The following is a 20,226-nucleotide window of genomic DNA, read 5'->3' as shown; positions in this document are numbered from 1 at the left end:
CACCGAGACGCTGGACATGCTGGACGACTACATCCTGCAATGCGACGCGGTGATCCACCTCAGTGGCGACATGACCGGGGCACTGGCGCAGGCGCCATCATTGGCGGTGATGCGCAGCCGATATCCCGACCTGGGTGAGAAGCTGCCGCCGCTGGCTCCCTTCTTGCGCTCCGGCGCGCCGGCGCTTCCGTACACACAGTGGGAAGCGTGGCTCGGGCTTTACCACGGCAAGCGCGTGATCATTTGTGTGCCCGAGGATGGCGCGCCTCGGGATGCAAGCTATGAGCTCGTCCCGGAACAGCGCGATGCGCAGCAGGCGCATCTGCGGCGCTTGGCAGAGGGGGAACGCTATCCTGGCTTCCACTTCGCAAACCCCGACCGGCTGGCGGTGGAAGTGTTGCGTTCCGGCGTGTTCAACATCCTCCTCGCTGCGGGATTGGCCCGGCGCGTCATCCATCTGCCCTATCCGAGCCTGGGTGGTCTTTTCAAGGGACGCGAAGCCATGCTGGACCAGTTGCGCACCAGCCTGGCAAGTGCCCCAGCGACCGGCGCCAGCGCCATCGTCGGCAAGGCACTGCACGGGCTGGGCGGCATCGGCAAGACGCGGCTGGCCGTGGAGTACGGTTGGCGGCACGCCGATGACTACACAGGAGTGCTCCTCGTCGGAGCCGACAGCCCCGAAGCGCTGCAGCGCAACCTCGCTGCATTGTGTTCGCCCGCAGTGCTCGACCTGCCCGAGCACCAGGTTGCGGAGGAAGCCGCCCAGGTGAGCGCTGCGCTCGCTTGGCTGCATCTCAATCATGGCTGGCTGCTGATTGCCGACAACGCAGATACGGAAGCCGCCGCCCAGGCGGTGGAAGCGCTGCTGCCGCGGCTGACTGGTGGCCATGTGCTCATCACAAGCCGCTTGAGCAACTGGAGTGGCGCCATCGAGGCGCTGCCGCTTGAGGTACTGCAAGAGGCGGACGCGGTCGAGTTCCTCCTTGCCCGGACTGACGCGCGGCGCCGCAAGCAAGCGGATGACGCCGCTCAGGCCCGCATCCTGGCCGGGGAACTGGGGGGCCTCGCGCTTGCCCTGGAACAGGCCGGCGCCTACATCGCCCAGCGCCGTCTCACCTTGGCGGACTATCTGGCAGCGTGGCGTGGCCAGCAGGACAAGGTGCTCGCGTGGTACGAAGCGCGCCTGATGCAATACCCCAGGAGCGTGGCGGTCACCTGGCAGACCTCGTTTGACCAGCTCGACGAGCCAGCCCGGCGGCTGCTGCTGCGGCTGGCCTGGCTGGCCGCAGACCCGATCCCGGAATCGTTGCTGAAGGTGCCGGCGAGGGGTGCTGCGCCGGGTGACGATGTCTACGCGGCGCTGGCGGCACTGGAGTCTTATTCGCTGGTGACCCGCGCCAGCACGGAGCCGAGCTTCACGGCCCATCGGTTGGTGCAGGCGGTGACACGGTCCAGCGCTGGTGTCCCGGCGCTCACCGAGGCGTTGGGCTGGATCAATGACGCCTTCGTGGGTAATCCGAGTGACGTACGCACTTGGCCGATGCTTGATCCACTCCTGCCCCACGCCCAAGCTGTGGCCAGCTATGCGGACAAGGCGGGCATTGCCACGCCGACTGGCAGGCTATTGAATCAGAGCGCGGTGCTGCTTCATGGGAAAGCCCTGCACGGCAAGGCTGAGCCGCTCATGCGCCGGGCACTCGTCATTGACGAGGACACCTTCGGCGCCGAGCATCCTAAAGTCGCCACCCAACTAAACAACTTGGCGCAATTGCTCGAGGCCACCAACCGTCTGGCCGAGGCCGAGCCGCTCATGCGCCGGGCGCTGGCCATCGACGAAAGTAGCTTCGGCGCTCAGCATCCCTACGTCGCCCGCGACCTCACAAACCTCGCGCAGTTGCTTCAGGCCACCAACCGCTTGGCCGAGGCCGAGTCGTTCATGCGCCGGGCGCTGGTCATCGACGAGAACAGCTTCGGCGCCGAGCATCCCGACATCGCCCGCGACCTCAACAACCTAGCGGCCTTGCTCCAGGCCACCAACCGCTTGGCCGAGGCCGAGCCGCTGATGCGCCGGGCGCTTGCCATCGACGGCAAGAGCTTCGGCGCTGAGCATCCCGACGTCGCCCGCGACCTTAACAACCTAGCGGCCTTGCTCTACGCAACCGACCGCCTGGTCGAGGCCGAGCCGCTTATGCGCCGGGCGCTGGCCATCAACGAGAAGAGCCTCGGCGCGGAGCATCCCAGAGTCGCCATCGACCTCAATAACCTGGCGCAATTGCTCAAGGCCACCAAACGCCTGACCGAGGCCGAGCCGCTCATGCGCAGGGCGCTGGCCATCGATGAGAACAGCTTCGGCGCTGAGCATCCTTATGTCGCCATCCGGCTCAACAACCTGGCGGGATTGCTCCAGGACACCAAACGCCTCGCCGAGGCCGAGCCGCCCCTGCGTCGGGCGCTGGCCATCGACGAGACCAGCTTCGGCACTGAGCATCCCGACGTCGCCCGCGACCTGAACAACCTGGCGGCTTTGCTTCAAGCCACCGGCCGCCTGGTCGAGGCCGAGCCGCTCATGCGCCGGGCGCTATCCATCACCGAGAAGAGCTTCGGCGCTGAACACTCCAAGGTCGCCATTCATCTCAATAACCTGGCGCAATTGCTCCAAGCCACCAACCGCCTGGCCGAGGCCGAGCCGCTCATGCGCCGGGCGGTGGACATATTCGTTTCCAGCTTGGGGGCGGATCATCCGAACTCGCAGACGGTGATGCGCAACTACGCCAAGCTGCGCGCGGAGCTGGCCGATGGCGAGCAGGTGTTCCCCGAAAATTGAGATCGCTGCGGAGGAAGTTGCTTGCCAACAGCTACCGCAACGAACTTCTCGTACCGACCGACCCAGACGCACGAAGCACGGTTCGACCGCACAGCGATCGGTACTCCTGACCTTGGGACTCAACCGCGCGCGATAGACCACCGCGAAGGCTTCGCGAAGGAGGGAGACTGGGTGGCGCGCCCATGGCGCGTCGCCTCCGGCCCACCGTGATCGCATGGCTCAAACTGGCATAGAGTCGGATCCCGCACATTCACCGCCGCGATTTCGCGTTGAGGCAGGGCCGGGGACATGGGAACAATCTTTTCCCACCCCGACAATGCCACGTCGCCCGTAAGAGTCGCAAAGGGGCTTGCATCGAGACCGGTGCAGGCACCTTCAGCGACGGCGCAAGAACATCGGGCAATCCAACAAGGTAGGCCGTGGCACGGGTACAAATCTTCCTGTCTGCCGTAAGCGCGGAGTTCCGCTGCTATCGCGACACATTGCGATACGCCCTCACGCGCCCGAACGTCTCCGTGGCCGTGCAAGAGGATTTCATTGTCACGGGCACCGAGACCTTGGACATGCTGGACGACTACATCCAGCACTGCGACGCGGTGATCCACCTCGTTGGCGACATGACCGGGGCACTGGCGCAGGCGCCGTCTTTGGCGGTGATGTGCAGCCGCTATCCCGACCTGGGCGCGAAGCTGACGCCGCTGGCTCCCTACTTGCGTCCCGGCGCGCCGGCGCTTCCGTACACCCAGTGGGAAGCGTGGCTCGGGCTTTACCACGGCAAGCGCGTCATGATTTGTGCGCCCGAGCCCGACGCGCCTCGGGATGCACGCTACGAACTCGTCACCGAACAGCGCGATGCCCAGCAGGCGCATCTGCAGCGCTTGGCAGAGGTGGAACGCTATCCCGGCATCCACTTCGCAAACCCCGACCGACTGGCGGTGGAGGTGCTGCGCTCCGGAGTGTTCGACATCCTCCTCGCTGCGGGATTGGCCCGGCGCGCCATCCATCTGCCCTATCCGAGCTTGGGTGGTCTTTTCAAGGGACGCGAAGCCACGCTGGACCAGTTGCGCGTCAGTCTGGCAAGTGCCGCGGCGACGGGCGCCAGCGCCATCGTCGGCAAGGCGTTGTACGGGCTGGGCGGCATTGGCAAGACGCGGCTGGCCGTGGAGTACGGTTGGCGGCACGCCGAGGACTACACGGCAGTGATCTTCGTCGGCGCCGACAGTCCCGAAGCGCTGCAGCGCAACCTCGCCGCGCTGTGTTCGCCCGCGGTGCTCGATCTGCCCGAGCACCAGGTCGCGGAGGAAGCCGCCCAGGTGAGCGCCCTGCTCGCTTGGCTGCATCGCAATCCTGGCTGGCTGCTGATTGCCGACAACGCAGATACGGAAGCCGCCGCCCAGGCGGTGGAAGCGCTGCTGCCGCGGCTGACTGGTGGCCATGTGCTCATCACAAGCCGCTTGAGCAACTGGAGTGGCGCCATCGAGACGCTGCCGCTCGAGGTACTGCAGGAGCCGGCCGCGGTCGAGTTCCTCCTTGCCCGGACCGACGCGCGGCGTCGCAAGCAAGCGGATGACGCCGCCCAAGCCCGCATCCTGGCCGGGGAACTGGGGGGCCTCGCACTTGCCCTGGAGCAAGCCGGCGCCTATATCGCCCAGCGCCGTCTCACCCTGGCGGACTACCTGGCAGCGTGGCGTGGCCAGCGGGACAAGGTGCTCGCGTGGTATGACCCGCGCCTGATGCACTACCCCAAGAGCGTGGCGGTCACCTGGCAGACCTCCTTTGACCAGCTCGATGAGCCAGCCCGGCGGCTGTTGCTCCGGCTGGCTTGGCTGGCCGCAGAGCCGATCCCGGAATCGTTGCTGAAGGTGCCGGCGGCGGGTGCTGCGCCGGGTGAAGATGTCTACGCGGCGCTGGCGGCACTGGAGTCTTTCTCGCTGGTGACCCGCGCTAGTACGGAGCCGAGCTTCACGGTCCATCGGTTGGTGCAGGCGGTCACACGATCCAGCGCAAGCGTCTCGGCGCTCACCGAAGCGCTGGGCTGGATCGACGCCGCCTTCGTCGGTGAGCCGAGTGACGTACGCACTTGGCCCGTGCTAGAGCCACTCCTGCCCCACGCCCAGGCTGTCGCCAGCCATGCGGAGGAGGCGGGCATTGCCACGCCGACTGGCAGGCTGTTGAATCAAAGCGCGCTACTGCTCCTTGAAAAGGCCCTGCACGGGGAGGCTGAGCCGCTCATCCGCCGGGCCCTGGCCATCGATGAGAACAGCTTCGGCGCTGGGCATCCCCGAGTCGCCACTCGGCTTAGCAACTTGGCGGAATTGCTCAAGGCTACCAACCGCCCGGACGAGGCCGAGCCGCTCATGCGCCGTGCGCTGGCCATCGACGAGAACAGCTTTGGCGCTGGGCATCCCCGTGTCGCCATCGGGCTCAACAACCTGGCGGCGTTGCTCCAGGCCACTAACCGTTTGGCCGAGGCCGAGCCGCTGATGCGCCGAGCGCTAACCATTGAGGAGAACAGCTTCGGCGCTGAGCATCCCAATGTCGCCATCGAACTTAGCAACCTGTCGACTTTGCTCCATGCCACCAACCGTCTGGCCGAGGCCGAGCCGCTGATTCGCCGGGCGCTGGTCATCGACGAGAACAGCTTCGGCGCTGAGCATCCCAATGTCGCCAGCCGGCTCAACAATCTGGCGCAATTGCTCAAGGCCACCAACCGCTTGGCCGAGGCCGAGCCGCTCATGCGCCGGGCACTGGCCATCGACGAGAACAGCTTCGGCGCTGAACACCCCTATGTCGCCCGCGACCTCAACAACCTGGCGACCTTGCTCCAGGCCACCAACCGCTTGGCCGAGGCCGAGCCGCTGATGCGCCGGGCGCTGGCCATCGACGTGAACAGTTTCGGCGCTGAGCATCCCGAAGTCGCGATCGACCTCAACAACCTAGCGCAATTGCTCCACGTCACCAACCGCCTGGCCGAGGCCGAGCCGCTCATGCGCAGGGCGTTGGCCATACTCGTTTCCAGCTTGGGCGCGGATCATCCGAAATCGCAGACGGTGATGCGCAACTACGCCAACCTGCGCGCTGAGCCGGGCGATGGCGAGCAGGCGGTTCCCGAAAATTGAGGTCGCTGTGGAGGAAGTTGCTTGGTCAGCGGTCCCATTGATTCACAAGGCCAACAGCTACCGCAACGAACTTCTCATACCGACCGGCCGGGACGCACAAAGCACGGTTTGACCGCACAGCGAACGGTACTTCCTGCCTTTGGGACTCAACGGCGCGGCAGTCCGCCGCGAAAGCTTCGCGAGGAAGGGAGACCGCGCGGCACGCCCATGGCGCGTCGCTCCCGCCCCACCGTGGTCGCATCGCCCAAACTGGCATAGAGTCGTACCCCGCACATTCACCACCGCGATTTCGCGTTGAGGCAAGGCCGGGGACATGGGAACAATCTTTCTCAGCCATAGCAGCCGCGACGACGCAGCGGCGAGCGCACTGCGCGTGTGGCTCGAGGCCGAAGGCCACCAGGCGATCTTCCTCGATCACGATGCGGCGGACGGCCTGATCGGTGGCACCCCGTGGGAGGAGCGGCTCTACACCGAACTCAGGCGCTGCCGTGCGCTCATCGCCCTGGTCGACGAGGCATGGCTGAATTCGCCGTGGTGCGTCGCCGAGGCCAACCATGCCCAGGCACTGCGCAAGCCGGTGCTGCCGCTGACGCTGCGGCCGATCGACGAAGCGCAACTCGCTGCCAAGGCGCCGCCGGTGCTGCGGCGGACGCAGGCCATCGACTGGCAGCGCGGGGCAGGTGATCCCGAGGCGTGCGCCCGGCTGCGCCGCGGCCTGCTGGCGGCCGGCCTCGACCCGAAGGATCTCTTCGTCTGGCATGGCAATCGTGCGCCTTATCCCGGCCTCGCCGCCTTCCAGCGAGACGATGCCGCCGTCTATTTCGGCCGCGAGCAGGAGATCACGGACCTGCTGGCGATCCTGCGCGAGTGTCGCGCGCCCGATCGTGCTCGCCTGGTGCTGGTACAGGGGGCCTCCGGCACGGGCAAGTCGTCGCTGGTGCGTGCCGGCGTGCTGCCGCGGCTCGAGCGCGATCCCGACAACTGGATCGTCGTGCCGCCGTTCCGTCCACTCCAGGCGCCGCTCGCCAACCTCGGCGAGGCGTTCGGTGTGGCCGGTGCCGACATACCGGCGCCGGCCGCAGACGGCGCGCCGGTCGACACCGCCAGCTGGGTCGCCGCCGTGCAGCAGATGGCTTCGGCACTGCGGCGCCGCGCCGCCAAGCCGGATGCCACCGTGCTGGTCACGGTCGACCAGTTCGAGGAGGTGCTGGGACGCACCGCCAGCCCGCTGAACGACCAATTCCTGCTGGTCCTGCGCGACACATTGGCGGCCACCGACCATCGCCTGCTCGTGCTCGCGACCCTGCGCGCCGACTTCACCGGCACGCTGCAGCGCCATCCTGCGCTGCGCGATCCCGCAGTCGCCACGGCCGAGATCCTGCCCACGCGTGCGTTCCAGCTGGGGCCGTTGCCGCGCGCGGCCTTCCACGCGGTGGTGGAGGGCCCGGCGGCGCTGGCGGAGCTGCAGCTCGAGCCAGGCCTCGCGTCTCGGCTGGTGGCGGAGGCCCAGACCGACGACGCCCTGCCGCTGCTCGCCTTCGTGTTGCGCGAGCTGTGGGACCGCTTCGGCGCCGACGACCTGCGCCTGACCCATGTCGAGTACGACACGCTCGGCGGCCTCGAGGCGGCGGTCGGCGAGCGGGCCGAAAAGCTCGTGACCGCGGCGGCCGCCACGCCGGAAGAGCTGGAGGCGTTCCGCGGCCTGCTGGTCTACGGCATGGCGGATCTCTCGGCCGAGGGCCGTGTCTTGCGCCGTCGACTGCCGCAGGCCGATGTGCCGGTGCCGGCCCGCCGCCTGCTCGAGGAATTTGCACGTGCCCGCCTTGTCTTTGCCGACGAGACGGGCTGGGAAGTTGCGCACGAGGCGCTGTTCCGGCGCTGGACGTTCCTGCGCGAGGGAATCGAGGCGGCGCGCGATTCGCTGGCGGCGCGCCGGCGCGTCGAGGAAGCGTTCGCAGCGTGGAAGGCCGAGCATGCCGACCGCGACTCGCGACTGCTGCCGCCGGGCCGCCCGCTCGCCGAAGCGACAGCGCTGCTCGACCGAGCGGGCGCGCTGCCGGACCCGGAGATGCGGCGCTACGTCGAGGCGTCTGCCGCGGCCTTGGCGGATTCGAATCGACGCGAGCAGCGGCGGCGCCGGATGAGTCTCGCCGCGCTCGCCGGCGTCGTGCTGCTGGCGGCTTCGACCTGGGGCCTGTTCGAGCTGTTCGCGTGGTCGGACCAGCAGCGCGCGCTGACTGAGACGGCGCGCGAACGAATGATCGCGGCGAATGCGTCGCGCGAGCTGGCGAGCGGCCGAATGGGCGCGGCCCTCGCCATCGCCCTGGAAGGCGTTGCGCCGGAGCAGCGGGCCAACAGGGTCGGGGAAACCGGCCTGGTCGGCCATGCCGCGCTCTGGCTGAGCAGCGACAGCGGTCCGCGCGAGGCGGCTCCGCAAGCCGTCGAGGCGCTGCGCGAGGTCCTGTGGGCTTACCACGAACGAACCCCGCTCAGGGGCCACCAGGGCCCGGTCATCGCCGGCGCCGTATCGGGCGACGGAGCGCGGCTGCTCACGGCTGGCGAGGACGGCATGCTGGTGATGTGGGATGTCGCGACCAGCGCAAAGCTCGAGCCACCGGACCGTCACGAAGCACCCGTCCTCGCGGCCGCACTGGACGCCTCCGGGCGCCTGGCTGCGACAGCGGCGACCGACAACACCCTCCAGCTCTGGGACATGGAGGACCGACGAAAGCTGCCCGTCCCCACCCATGAGGCGGCCGTCCTCGACCTGGCATTCCTGCCCAAGCGGGGACTGTTGGCAACGGGCGGCCTCGATGGGCAGGTGCGGCTCTGGGAGCCTCTGCGCCCGGAGACGCTGCGCGCCTTCCCGGTCAATCGAGCGGCGGCGATCCTGTCGCTGGCCGTTTCACCGGATGAGCGGCTGCTCGCGGCCAGCGCGCTCGACGGCTCGATCACGATCTGGAACCTCGACACCGGTGAGCCGGCGCAGACTTTGCAGGATGGTCGCGGCGCCATCCGCCGCGTCGCCTTCTCGGACGACAGCACGATGCTGGTGGCCGCGTCCAACGACCGGGGCGCCACGCTCTGGGACCCGCGCGACGGCCGGAAGATCGGCCGCATGGAGGGACACGAGGACTGGCTGCTGGACGCGCGCTTCTCGCACGATGGCAAGCGCGTCCTGACCGCGTCGCTCGACGGCACGGCGCGCGTTTGGGACGTGCGCGACCGTCGCGAGACCTGTCGGATGGGCGCGCACGAGGACGCGGTCTCGGGCGCCGTCTTCTCCGCCGATGGGCAGCAGGTCGTCACGACCTCCTACGACGGCGTGGTCCGGATCTGGGACCTGACACGCTGCCGCCTCACGAGCACGCTGCGCAGCCACAGCGGTGCGATCACGCGGCTCATCCTCATGCCCAGCGCCAGATCCGTGACGACGCTCGGGACCGACGGCACGGCTCGCAACTGGTCCATCGAGCCGCTCGCCAGGGTCGATCCTGCCCTCGTGCCGTCAAATGCGGCGCCTGAAGTCCTGGTCGGCGTGGCACGGCGGCTGGGGAACTATCGCCTGACTTGTCCGGAGCGGCAGGCCTACCTGGCCGAAGCCGGTTCGTGCACCGAGGAAGCCGTGCAGGAGGGGACCCGCCGCTTCGCCGACCCGCGCTACTTCCTGGAGGCGCTCAGCATCCTTCTCCGGGTCGAAGGTGGCTCCTCCGAGGTGGTGGACGGTCCGGGCGGCCCCACCAAGTTCAACTTCACCCAGAAGGCCTACGACGATTTGCGTCGCCAGCGCGGTGTCGAGCCGCGCCCGGTCAGCGAACTGACCCGAGCCGAGATGCAAGAGTTCTTCCGCACCGACTGGTGGCGTCGCGCTGGTTGCGACGACCTGCAGCCGTCGCTCGCGATGCTGCACTTCGACACTGCAGTCCAGATGGGTCCGCCACGAGCCGTCGTGATCCTGCAGAAGCAGCTCGACCTGACGGCCGATGGGGTGCTTGGTCCCATGACGCGGTCGATCGTCAACGAGCGCGGCCTGCGCGGCGTCGCGACCCGCTACGTCGACGGCCGCGTCGAGTACTACAAGGAGATCGCAAAGAAGGGGGACATGTTCGCGAAGATCCTGCCCGTTTGGCTCCGGCGCACGGCCCTTATCGCCGATTCCATCGGCTTGCCGAGCGATTCGCTTCCGGAGGAGTTGAAGGCGGTGCGGTGAGAACGGAGTTGCTCCGGATTTGCATTGACCATGACCTTGTAAGTGTCCGTGTCGACAGCACCCGAATGTTGAACGTCGCACCCATACGGTCGTATGCTGATCCCGGTCAGGGATGTGCGCGCCGCGTCGGCGGGCCTCCGGAAAGGATCCGATGTCGTTCTTCGTCGTCCCCCGAAGCGCCAAGAAGAATGTCGCGCTGCCCACGCCCGTGACCTTCGCCGACGTCCTCTACGCCCACGCCAACTTCTTGGAGACCAATAGCGGTCAACTCGGTCCGGGCACGCCGCTGAAGGGCAAGAAGATCGCGGTCGTCGGCGGTGGTCCTGCCGGGCTGTGCTCGGCGTGGCTGCTGACCCGGATGGGCGCCGCCGTCGAGGTCATCGAGGCGTCGACGCGCATCGGCGGACGCATCGACTCCAACGTTCCCGTCAGCGGTGACCCGGCGCGCTTCGAACTGGGCGCGATGCGCGTGCCGCCCTCCGAGCAGTTGTTCCAGTACTTCTGGAACACGGTGTTCAGCCTGCCGCAGCCATCGCCGTTCCCGGACCCGGGCGACGTGGACACCAAGATCATCTTCCAGAACACCGTGTACGACTGGCCGGCCAAGGGCAGCCCGCCGGCCATCTTCGACAACGTCGCCAAGGGCTGGAGCAACTTCGCCGGCAGCCCGGCCTTGCAGGAGCTCACCACAAACCTGTCGGACCCGTCGACTTTCGGGGACGCGCAGCAGGCGTGGCAGAAGCTGATCTACAACGCATCGGCGCCGCTCGGCCCCGAGCAGGGCTACAGCACGGTCTCGTTCTACCAAGGGCTGGTGGAAGCCTTCGTCGAGAACGCCGCGACCCATGGCTGCCAACCGTGGACTGCCCAGGACTTCGCGCTGTTCGGTGCGCTGGGGCTGGGTTCGGGCGGCTTCGGCCCGCTCTACCAGGTGAACTTCGCCGAGATCGTGCGCCTGGTGGTCAACGGCCTGGAGACCTCGCAGCAGTTCTATGCAGCGGGCCTGTCCAGCCTCACTGATGCCTTCCAGAACAGCCTGACGCAGCAGGGCGCGACCTTCACCATGAACACGAAGGTGAACGGCGTCTCCTACCACGGCGGGGTGCAGCAACCGGTGTGCATCAACTGGGTGAGCAATAGCACGCAGGGCACCGGCTACTACGATGCAGCGGTCATCGCGACCACCACGCGCGCGATGCAGATGGACATGAACATCACCGAGCCGCCGACCGCCGCACCGGCCCAGGCGGCCCAGGGCGCCCCCGGTACCGGTGCGCAGGTGAGCCCCGTCACCAACGACCAGGCGACCGCGGTGCAGGACCTGCACCTGATGAACTCATCCAAGCTGTTCGTGCTGTGCTCGTCGCAGTTCTGGAACGACAACGCCAACTGTCCGCAGAACATCCAGACGGACGGCCTGGCGCACGGGCTCTACTGCCTGGGCTACCCGGGCTCGCAGTACGGCGTGGTGCTGGTCAGCTACACGTGGGGCGACGACTCGACCAAGCTCATCGCGGTCACCGATCCCAACGAGCGCCTGCAGATTCTCTTGCGCTCGCTCGCGCCCTACGCATCCGACCCGGGGATGAACGCTTTCCTGACGGGGCTCAACAGCACGCTGCTGCCGCAATACACCACGATGATCGACTGGCAGATGCAGCCGCAGTATTACGGCGCGTTCAAGCTGAACTATCCCGGCCAGGACGTGATGAACCAGAGTCTCTACAACCAGGCGTTGACGACGAGCAAGCGTGTCTTCCTCGCCGGTGACAGCGTGGGTTGGTGCGGGGGCTGGATCGAGGGCGCGCTGCAGACGGGTGTGAACGCGGCGGCCGCGGCGGTCAATGCGCTCGCCGGCGCGGATGCGCTGTTCCCGAACAACCCGATGACCCAGAGCCGGAACCTCTACAACTACGGGCCGTAGCCGGAACGGCCGAATGCAGGCCGCGCTGGATCAGTCGGCCATCGGCCGGAACAGCCTCGTCGCCACGGACGCTGTGGCCACCGAGCGCAAGTAGTTTCCGGACAACTCCCCGATCCGGGCGAAGCGACTTGCCGAAACCCGCATACCAGCTCTGTCGGCGCGATGGCTTCGCCGCCGCAGTTCGTTCCATAGACTGGCTCCACCGAACAAGACGAGCGCGCTTCGCGCCGGAACGGAGACCATGAACGACCTGACCCAACTGAACTACGAACTGAACAACTTCGTCGCCACCCTCACGCTCAACGCACCTCCCGTCAATGCGCTCACGCGCACGCTCAACGACGAACTCACGCTGGCGCTCGACCGCATCTCCGAGATGGACGAGGTGCGCGTGGTCGTGCTGACCGGGGCGGGCAAGGTGTTCTGCGCCGGTGCCGATCTCAAGGGCCGCGCCTCCGTCATCAAGGGACCTGGCGACCTGCCCGCGCATTCGCGCCGCACGCGTGAGTGCTTCCATGCGATCCGCGAATGCGCCAAGCCGGTGATCTGCGCAATCAACGGCGCAGCGCTCGGCTCCGGCGTCGCGATGGCCGCTTCCAGCGACATCCTGATCGCATCGGACAAGGCGTCGCTCGGCTTGCCCGAAGTCGATGTCGGACTGCTCGGCGGCTGCCGCCATGCGATGCGCCTGTTCAGCCACTCGCGCCTGCGCCGCATGATGCTGACCGGCATGCGCGTGCCGGCCGCGGAGCTGTATCGCCTCGGCATCATCGAGGAATGCACGACGCCGGAGGACCTGATGCCCAAGGCGCTCGAACTCGCCGCGACCATCGCGTCCAAGAGCCCGGTGTCGACGCGCATGGGCAAGCACACGCTCAACGTGATCGAGGACATGAGCCTGCGTGACGGCTATCGCTACGAGCAGGACATGACGGCGCTGATCGGCAAGACCGACGATGCGAAGGAAGCGCAGCGCGCGTTTGCGGAGAAGCGCGCACCTGTCTTCACGGGGCGCTGAGTCATGCCGATGGCTGACCAACCCAGGCGACCTGGCAACCTTCATCCAACCCGGCGCCGGATGCTGCTTGCCGGCGCATCCCTGGGTCTTTCAGCGCTCGGCTTGCCAGCCCGTGCGGCCGGCTATCCGGACAAGCCGATCCGCCTCGTCGTGCCATTCCCCGCCGGCGGCGCGACCGACCTGATGGCACGCACCATGGGCCAGAAGCTGGCGGAGCGACTGGGCCAGGCCGTGATCATCGACAACCGCGCGGGCGCCGGCGGCGGCATCGGCGCCGAAGCGGTGGCGACCTCGGCACCCGATGGCTACACGCTGCTGTTCGCGACGATGGGCTCGCTCACCATCAACCCGAGCCTGTACAAGAGCCTGCGCTACGACCCGGTCAAGAGCTTCGACCCGATCACGCTGACGCACAACACGTCCAACCTGCTCGTGGTCAACCCGGACGTGCCCGCGAAGTCGGTGGCAGAACTCATCGAGTTTGCGCGCAAGAGGCCAGGAGAGCTGAGCTTTGCGTCGGCGGGCAACGGCACCACCAGCCATCTCTCGGGCGAGCTCTTCAAGAGCCTGGCCAAGGTCGAGCTGACGCACGTCCCGTACAAGGGAAGCGCACCTGCGATGACCGACTTCCTCGGCGGTCGCACGTCCATGATGTTCGACACCGCGTCGAACTTCGTCGACTACGTCAAGACCGGCAAGGTGCGCCCGCTCGGCGTCACCGGCCGCAAGCGCCTGCCGTCGATGCCGAACGTTCCCAGCATCTCCGAAACCCCCGGCATGGGCGACTACGAGATGTCGCTGTGGCTCGGCGTGCTCGCGCCGGCCGGCACGCCCGGTGCCATCGTCACGAAGTTGCATGACGAGATCGGCGCAGTCATGTCCTCGCCCGGCATGGTTCGGCAGATGGCCGATGCCGGCATCGAGGTTCGTCTCGGCACGCCGAAGGAATTCGCGGCGCTGATTCGCACGGATATGGCGAAGTGGTCCGAGGTGGTGAAGCGCTCCGGCGTGCGCCTCGACTGATCTGCCCAACTGCTGGATTCCCGGCCGTTGCGTCACACGCGAGACGGCCTTTCTCCCTCGGCGGCGTTCCAATCTTGCGCAGCAGCGTCAGGACCGGCGCGGCCCCACACCAAGACCCAAGGACACGCCATGTTTGCCGACCCCTCCCCCAAGACACAAGACCTGCTGCATCGCATGCGGCAGTTCTTCGACCAGCACATCTATCCCAACGAGGCGCGCTACCACGAGGAGATGGACGCGTTCCGCCGCGCGGGCAATGCCTGGCAGGTCTCGCCATTGATCGAGGAGCTGAAGCCGCTGGCACGCGCCGCCGGCCTGTGGAACATGTTCCTGCCGCATGAGCATCGCGGCGTGCCGGGCATCTCCAACCTCGACTACGCACCGTTGTGCGAACTCATGGGCCGCGTGTCATGGTCCGGCGAGGTGTTCAACTGCTCGGCGCCGGACACCGGCAATATGGAGACCATCGAGCGCTACGGCACCGAGGCACAGAAGGACGAATGGCTCGAACCGCTGCTCGCGGGCGAGATCCGTTCCGGTTTCCTCATGACCGAACCGGCTGTCGCATCGTCAGACGCCACCAACATCCAGTGCACCATCACGCGCGACGGCGACGAGTACGTCATCAACGGCCGCAAGTGGTTCTCCTCGGGTGCCGGCAGTCCGCGCTGCAAGATCTACATCGTGATGGGCAAGACCGACACCGAGGCGCCGCGTCACGCGCAGCAGTCGATGGTGCTGGTGCCGCGCGACACGCCCGGCGTGACGGTGCTGAGGCATCTCTCGGTGTTCGGCTACGACGATGCGCCGCACGGCCACATGGAAGTGCTGCTCGAGAACGTGCGTGTTCCGGTGGGCAACATCCTGCTGGGTGAAGGCCGAGGCTTCGAGATCGCGCAAGGGCGCCTTGGCCCGGGGCGCATTCACCACTGCATGCGCTCCATCGGCGCCGCGGAACGTGCGCTGGAACTGATGTGCGACCGCCTGCGTTCGCGCATCGCCTTCGGCAAGCCGCTGGCCGAGCAATCGGTCTGGCATGAGCGCATTGCCGAGTCGCGCTGCCTGATCGACCAGGCGCGCCTGCTGACGCTCAACGCCGCGTACAAGATGGACACCGTGGGCAACAAGGAAGCGCGCGCCGAGATCGCGATGATCAAGGTGGTCGCGCCCAACATGTCGTGCAAGGTGGTCGACTGGGCGATCCAGGCGCACGGCGCGGCTGGCGTCAGCCAGGACTTCTGGCTGGCCGAGGCCTATGCGCACCAGCGCACCGTGCGCATCGTCGACGGGCCGGATGAAGTGCATCGCAATGCCATTGCCAAGCTTGAACTGGCCAAGCGGCGTGTGACTGCGTAAAAAAAGGCTTCAGCGCTCATGACGAGTCGCTGAAGCCGACGAAGATCAAAGGCGGCCAACTCGGCCGCCTTCTTCATTCCATCTTGGCGCCCACCGCCTTGGCCAGGCTGCCCCAACGCTCCGACTCCACGGCGATGAAGGTGCCGAACGCCTCGGGCTTGCTGCCAACGACTTCCACGCCTTGCTGATCGAACTGCTGCTTGAGGTCCGGCGAGCGCAAGGCGGCGTCGACGGAGGTGTAGAGCTTGCTGATGATCTCGGGCGACGTGCGGGCCGGCGCGAGCATGCCGTACCAGTTGTAGGCCTCGGCCTTCGGATAGCCCAGTTCGCCGACGGTAGGCACGTCCTTGAGCACTGGAATCCGCTTCGTGTTGGTGACGGCCAGCGCGCGCAGCTTGCCCGACTGGATGAACGGCAGTGCCACGGGAATGTCCACCACCATCATGTCGACCTGTCCGCCCATGAGGTCGGTCAGTGCAGGTGCGGCCCCGCGGTACGGGATGTGGTTGATGTTGAGCTTTGCTTCGCGTTTGAGCAGTTCGGCCTGCAGGTGCGGCGTGGTGCCGCTGCCGGCAGAGGCGTAGTTGATCTTGCTGGCATCGCCGGTGGCAGCCGCCTTGAGGTCGGCAAAGGTCTTGTAGTTCGAGGTGGCGGACACGACCAGCACGGCCGGCACCTTGAGCGCCTGGGTCACGGCCACCAGGTCCTTCTGCGGGTTGTAGGGCATCGTCGGCACGATGTGCGGCACGATGGCCAGTGCACCTGCTGACGAGAACAACAGCGTGTAGCCGTCGGCAGGTGACTTCGCCACAGCGTCGGCGCCGAGCAGCCCACCCGCACCCCCCTTGTTGTCAATCAGGACGGGTTGGCCCAAAGACGTGCTGAGCTTGGAGCCGAGCGCACGCGCTGTCTGGTCGACGGGGCCGCCCGCCGGGAAGGGCACGATCACGCGGATCGGCTTGGTGGGCCAGGCCTGCGCCCAGCCTGATGTTGCGGCCACTGCAAGCGCCAGTGCGGCAGCAGATTGGATGAGTCGATTCATGTTCAAGGTCTCCGGTTTTTGGGATGAATGGACTTTAGGAATCCGGCCCTCGCGTCGCATCAGGCTGCTGCGCATAGCTGCTATGCATGCCGGCGCCATGCAGCTCGCCGGTATGCGCCGCGGCGCATCACAGCGTTGCCGCACAGCGCGTAGTCCGGAGCGCATCGAAAATCAAGAATCGTCTCCAACCAAAGGAGACATCGCATGACCACCCCACAAGGCCCGCTCTCGCACGTCAAGGTGCTCGACCTGAGCCGCATCCTCGCCGCCCCCTGGGCCAGCCAGATCCTCGCCGACCTCGGCGCCGACGTCATCAAGGTCGAGCGGCCCGGTGCCGGCGACGACACCCGCACCTGGGGCCCTCCGTTCCTGAAAGACGCCGAAGGCAAGGACACCAAGGAAGCGGGCTACTACCTCGCCGTCAACCGCGGCAAGCGCTCGATCACGGTGAGCCTGGAGAAGCCCGAAGGCCAGCGCATCGTCAAGGAACTTGCGGCCAAGGCCGACATCGTGCTGGAGAACTACAAGGCCGGAACGCTGAAGCGCTACGGCCTCGACGAAGCATCGCTGCGCAAGATCAATCCGCGCCTGATCTACTGCTCGGTCACCGGCTTCGGACAGACCGGACCGCGGCGCGACCAGCCGGCCTATGACTTCCTGATCCAGGCGATGGGCGGCCTGATGAGCGTGACCGGCGAGAAGGACGGCCGCCCCGGCGGCGGGCCGCAGAAGGTCGGCATTCCGATCGTCGACCTGATGACCGGCATGTACACCGCCGTCTCCGTGCTGGCTGCACTGGCACGGCGCAACGAGACGGGCGTGGGCGACAACATCGACATCGCGATGCTCGACGTGCAAGTCGCCACCTTGTCCAATCAGGCGATGAACTACCTGGTCTCTGGCAAGGTGCCGCGCCGCAATGGCAATGCGCATCCCAACATCCAGCCGCAGGATGTGTATGCCTGCGCTGACGGCGACGTGATCCTGGTGGTCGGCAATGACGGCCAGTTCGGGAAGTTGTGCGAAGTCTTCGGTCGGCCGGAATGGATCAACGACGAACGCTTTGCCACCAACGCACAACGCGTGCGCAACATCGGCGAGCTGTCGGGCATGCTGCGTGACGTGTTTGCCGAATGGGAGCGCGAGCGGCTGATTGCAGCGCTCGACAAGGCGGGCGTGCCTTGCGGCCCCATCAACACCGTGGCGGACGTGTTCAAGGAGCCGCAGGTCAAGGCCCGCGAGATGCTGCGCTATGTGCCGCATCCGAGCGGGGTCGACGTGCCGCAGGTGGGCAGCCCGATGCGCTTTGCCGAATCGCCGCTGCAGACACAGAGCGCGCCGCCGCTGCTCGGCCAGCACAGCGATGACATCCTGGCGGAGCTGGGCTACAGCCCCGCCTGCATCGAATCGTTGCGCACCGCGGGAGCGATCTGATGACGATGAAGCTGCACTGGTCACCCAAGTCGCCCTATGTTCGCAAGGTGATGATCTGCGCGCATGAACTGGGGCTGCTGCAAGAGCTTGAACTCGTGCGCTCGGTAGCGGCGATGCTCAAGCCCAACGGGGCCATCATGGCGGACAACCCGCTGTCGAAGATCCCGACGCTGGTGCGCGAAGACGGCTCGACGCTGTTCGATTCGATCGTCATCTGCGAGTACCTCAATGACCAGGCTGGAGGCGCGCTGTTTCCGGCGGAGGGCGAGCCACGCTGGCAAGCCTTGCGCTGGCATGCGCTGGGCGATGGCCTGCTCGACGCGCTGATCTTGTGGCGCAACGAGCGCGAGCGCGAGCATCCGCTGGAAGCACTGGTGGACGCCTTCAAGCTCAAGACGCGCGCCGCGCTGAAGCTGCTCGATTCAGAGGCCGACGTGATCGACAGCGCGCCTTTCTCCATCGGCCATGTGACGCTTGGCTGCGCCCTTGGATATCTCGACTACCGCTTCGATTCATTGGGCTGGCGCGCAATGGCGCCGCGCCTCGCATCGTGGTTCGCAAGCTTGCAAGCCCGGCCTTCCTTCCAGGCCACCGAGCCCGTCGACGGTTGATTGCTCAGGGAGGCGCTGATCAAGTCCGCCGCGGACCGCGCATCCTCTGCCCGGGCGGTCTGCGGCGTTGCAAATCCTCGCCAAGACATTGGCGATGACTGTGGTTTGCGTCTTGCATCCCATCCCGCGCCGAGGCGGATTTGATCAGAGTCTCCTTATCGGTAAAGCCTCTCCGGATTGCTGCGCAACACCTTGTCCGCGACGGCTTCGCTCCCCGCCCAATCCTTGAACATGGCGAGCAACTGCGCAGCGTCGGGCACAGGCGTCACACGCAGGTGCGGCCAGTCGCTGCCCCACAGCAGGCGATCGGGGTTGGCTTCGATCATCTTCTGCTGGAAGGGGCGGCCAGCCTCCCAGTCGGATGAACCCAGCAGGTTGCGATAGGCGCAGAGCTTGACCCATACCTTGCCGGTCGCTATCAGGTCGAGCAGCGTGCGGAACCCCGCATCGTCGACGCCGGCATTCACATCGAAGCCACCCATGTGGTCGATCACGATCGGGACCGGCAACTCCAGCAAGTGCGGCGCAATGGCCGGCAATGCCCTGCAGTCCGTCCAGAGTTCGGCATGCAGGCCGGCATCGGCCAAGGCCGGGGCCAGCGTGCACAGGTCGTCGAATGACGCGCTGCCGGCGAAGTTGGTGCCCGGTCCGCTGCGATGGCTGAAGCGTGCGCCCCGCACGCCGCGCGCACGCAGGCCACCGAGCGCCAGCGGATCACCAGGCTGCACGACGACGACGCCACGCAGGGCGGGCTGCGCGGCCAGCGCATGCAGCAGCAGCGAGTGGTCCTTGCCATACGCGCTGGCATGCACCAGCACGCCGTGTCCCAGGCCCAGCCGGGAAAGCAAGGCCAGATACGACGACTCGACCGCTTCAGGCGGCGTGTAGCTGCGCTCGGGCGCCAAGGGAAAGCGCTCGTAGGGACCGAACAGGTGGGCGTGGCAGTCCCAGCCCGCAGCAACCATCCCTGTGTTGTTGACCGCTTCGCTCATTGCAGCGCGGCTTCCTGGGGCAACGGGAACGCCGGCGACACGCCTTCGGGCAGCGGAATCTCGTGGCAGTTGAGCGTCATCGCGACCATCGTGTAGTAGCCCACCAGCGCGGTCAGTTCGACCACCGTGCGCTCGCCGAACCGTGCGAGGGCGGCTGCATACGTCGCGTCGGATACCGAGTTGTGTCGATTGAGTTCGACCGCGTAGTGGTAGACGGCCGCGTCGTCTGCCGACAGGCCGGGCGGTTCGGTCTGCGCGAGAAGCGCTTCGATGATCGGCTGCTCGATGCCGGCCTTCTCGGCCTCGACGCGATGCGCGTACCACTCGAAGGGCGAGTTGCAGGCGCGGCCGGTGACGAGGATGGCGATCTCCGACAGTCGCGGCGGCAGGGATGTTCCGTAGCGCAGCAAGGCCCCGATGGCCTGCCACTTGTCCGCGAGTTCCGGGTTGTGGAGCGCGGCCCGCAGCGGGCCCTGGATGCGCCCGCGCGGGCCGGAGACGATCTTGTCGTAGACCACACGCTGGTCGGCGTTCATGGTCTCCGGGGCGGGCAGGGAAATTCTGGGCATGCGGGTGTCTCCTGAGGTCGATCGTTGCCGACGAGCTTAGGGGGCAGCGGCCTCGCGCGCATCCGCGCCCGGCGCAACGCTGCTATGCGCAGGCGTGCAACGCG

At 66.9% G+C, this 20,226-nt stretch carries 13 protein-coding genes; 10 read left to right on the top strand and 3 right to left on the bottom strand.

From position 1 onward, the window contains the following. Positions 1–16: 16 nt before the first annotated feature. From WKW82_RS17875 to WKW82_RS17845, 7 genes are all read left to right on the top strand, one after another. Positions 17–2,824, top strand: coding sequence for a tetratricopeptide repeat protein (locus WKW82_RS17875; RefSeq protein WP_340343669.1), 2,808 nt, complete (start codon positions 17–19; stop codon positions 2,822–2,824). Between the two features lie 563 nt (positions 2,825–3,387). Further along, a complete protein-coding gene (locus tag WKW82_RS17870; protein WP_340343668.1) occupies positions 3,388–5,943 on the top strand; it encodes a tetratricopeptide repeat protein in 2,556 nt (851 codons plus the stop codon). Positions 5,944–6,256: 313 nt separating this feature from the next. Next, entirely contained in the window at positions 6,257–10,153 is a 3,897-nt protein-coding gene (locus WKW82_RS17865) for an nSTAND1 domain-containing NTPase (protein ID WP_340343667.1), read from the top strand. 151 nt (positions 10,154–10,304) lie between these two features. Beyond that, positions 10,305–12,077, top strand: coding sequence for a flavin monoamine oxidase family protein (locus WKW82_RS17860; protein WP_340343666.1), 1,773 nt, complete (start codon positions 10,305–10,307; stop codon positions 12,075–12,077). A gap of 241 nt (positions 12,078–12,318) precedes the next feature. Beyond that, positions 12,319–13,095 (top strand): enoyl-CoA hydratase/isomerase family protein, encoded by a 777-nt coding sequence (locus WKW82_RS17855; RefSeq protein WP_340343665.1) that lies wholly within the window; start codon positions 12,319–12,321, stop codon positions 13,093–13,095. A 60-nt stretch (positions 13,096–13,155) separates the two neighbouring features. Beyond that, a complete protein-coding gene (locus tag WKW82_RS17850; protein WP_340343664.1) occupies positions 13,156–14,118 on the top strand; it encodes a Bug family tripartite tricarboxylate transporter substrate binding protein in 963 nt (320 codons plus the stop codon). Positions 14,119–14,247: 129 nt separating this feature from the next. Beyond that, positions 14,248–15,474 (top strand): acyl-CoA dehydrogenase family protein, encoded by a 1,227-nt coding sequence (locus WKW82_RS17845; RefSeq protein WP_340343663.1) that lies wholly within the window; start codon positions 14,248–14,250, stop codon positions 15,472–15,474. Between the two features lie 73 nt (positions 15,475–15,547). Here the strand turns inward: WKW82_RS17845 and WKW82_RS17840 are convergent, their stop codons facing one another. Further along, positions 15,548–16,516 (bottom strand): Bug family tripartite tricarboxylate transporter substrate binding protein, encoded by a 969-nt coding sequence (locus tag WKW82_RS17840; RefSeq protein WP_340343662.1) that lies wholly within the window; start codon positions 16,514–16,516, stop codon positions 15,548–15,550. Here WKW82_RS17840 and WKW82_RS17835 point away from each other — a divergent pair. The 3 genes from WKW82_RS17835 to WKW82_RS17825 are packed head-to-tail and all read left to right on the top strand — an operon-like array spanning position 16,515 to position 18,561. After that, complete coding sequence (locus tag WKW82_RS17835) at positions 16,515–16,724, top strand: hypothetical protein (RefSeq protein WP_340343661.1); 210 nt, start codon at positions 16,515–16,517, stop codon at positions 16,722–16,724. The genes WKW82_RS17840 and WKW82_RS17835 overlap by 2 nt on opposite strands. After that, positions 16,721–17,950, top strand: a complete 1,230-nt coding sequence (locus tag WKW82_RS17830) for a CaiB/BaiF CoA transferase family protein (protein ID WP_340343660.1) — start codon at positions 16,721–16,723, stop codon at positions 17,948–17,950. The genes WKW82_RS17835 and WKW82_RS17830 overlap by 4 nt, the downstream gene beginning before the upstream one ends. Further along, positions 17,950–18,561: a glutathione S-transferase family protein gene (locus WKW82_RS17825; RefSeq protein ID WP_340343659.1), complete on the top strand. Its 612-nt coding sequence runs from the start codon at positions 17,950–17,952 to the stop codon at positions 18,559–18,561. Before WKW82_RS17830 ends, WKW82_RS17825 begins: the two co-directional genes overlap by 1 nt. 155 nt (positions 18,562–18,716) lie before the next feature. Here the strand turns inward: WKW82_RS17825 and WKW82_RS17820 are convergent, their stop codons facing one another. Together WKW82_RS17820 and WKW82_RS17815 are read right to left on the bottom strand one after the other, a co-directional pair. Next, on the bottom strand, positions 18,717–19,553 hold the full coding sequence (locus WKW82_RS17820) for an amidohydrolase family protein (RefSeq protein ID WP_340343658.1): 837 nt from the start codon (positions 19,551–19,553) through the stop codon (positions 18,717–18,719). Then, positions 19,550–20,122 carry a carboxymuconolactone decarboxylase family protein gene (locus tag WKW82_RS17815; protein ID WP_340343657.1) on the bottom strand — a complete coding sequence of 191 codons (573 nt, stop codon included), beginning with the start codon at positions 20,120–20,122 and terminating at the stop codon, positions 19,550–19,552. The genes WKW82_RS17820 and WKW82_RS17815 overlap by 4 nt, the downstream gene beginning before the upstream one ends. Positions 20,123–20,226 lie beyond the last annotated feature (104 nt).

The sequence above is a fragment of the Variovorax rhizosphaerae genome (assembly GCF_037889975.1).
Classification (GTDB): Bacteria; Pseudomonadota; Gammaproteobacteria; order Burkholderiales; family Burkholderiaceae_C; genus Variovorax; species Variovorax rhizosphaerae.
This window is presented reverse-complemented; position numbering and strand designations above follow the sequence as displayed.

Excerpts from the sequence above, each read along its gene's own strand:
- WKW82_RS17820 (WP_340343658.1), bottom strand. The coding sequence starts at position 19,553 with ATGAGCGAAGCGGTCAACAACACAGGGATGGTTGCTGCGGGCTGGGAC.
- WKW82_RS17875 (WP_340343669.1), top strand. The coding sequence starts at position 17 with ATGCTGGACGACTACATCCTGCAATGCGACGCGGTGATCCACCTCAGT.
- WKW82_RS17830 (WP_340343660.1), top strand. The coding sequence starts at position 16,721 with ATGACCACCCCACAAGGCCCGCTCTCGCACGTCAAGGTGCTCGACCTG.
- WKW82_RS17815 (WP_340343657.1), bottom strand. The coding sequence starts at position 20,122 with ATGCCCAGAATTTCCCTGCCCGCCCCGGAGACCATGAACGCCGACCAG.
- WKW82_RS17840 (WP_340343662.1), bottom strand. The coding sequence starts at position 16,516 with ATGAATCGACTCATCCAATCTGCTGCCGCACTGGCGCTTGCAGTGGCC.
- WKW82_RS17845 (WP_340343663.1), top strand. The coding sequence starts at position 14,248 with ATGTTTGCCGACCCCTCCCCCAAGACACAAGACCTGCTGCATCGCATG.
- WKW82_RS17870 (WP_340343668.1), top strand. The coding sequence starts at position 3,388 with ATGCTGGACGACTACATCCAGCACTGCGACGCGGTGATCCACCTCGTT.
- WKW82_RS17855 (WP_340343665.1), top strand. The coding sequence starts at position 12,319 with ATGAACGACCTGACCCAACTGAACTACGAACTGAACAACTTCGTCGCC.
- WKW82_RS17835 (WP_340343661.1), top strand. The coding sequence starts at position 16,515 with ATGTTCAAGGTCTCCGGTTTTTGGGATGAATGGACTTTAGGAATCCGG.
- WKW82_RS17860 (WP_340343666.1), top strand. The coding sequence starts at position 10,305 with ATGTCGTTCTTCGTCGTCCCCCGAAGCGCCAAGAAGAATGTCGCGCTG.
- WKW82_RS17850 (WP_340343664.1), top strand. The coding sequence starts at position 13,156 with ATGCTGCTTGCCGGCGCATCCCTGGGTCTTTCAGCGCTCGGCTTGCCA.
- WKW82_RS17865 (WP_340343667.1), top strand. The coding sequence starts at position 6,257 with ATGGGAACAATCTTTCTCAGCCATAGCAGCCGCGACGACGCAGCGGCG.
- WKW82_RS17825 (WP_340343659.1), top strand. The coding sequence starts at position 17,950 with ATGACGATGAAGCTGCACTGGTCACCCAAGTCGCCCTATGTTCGCAAG.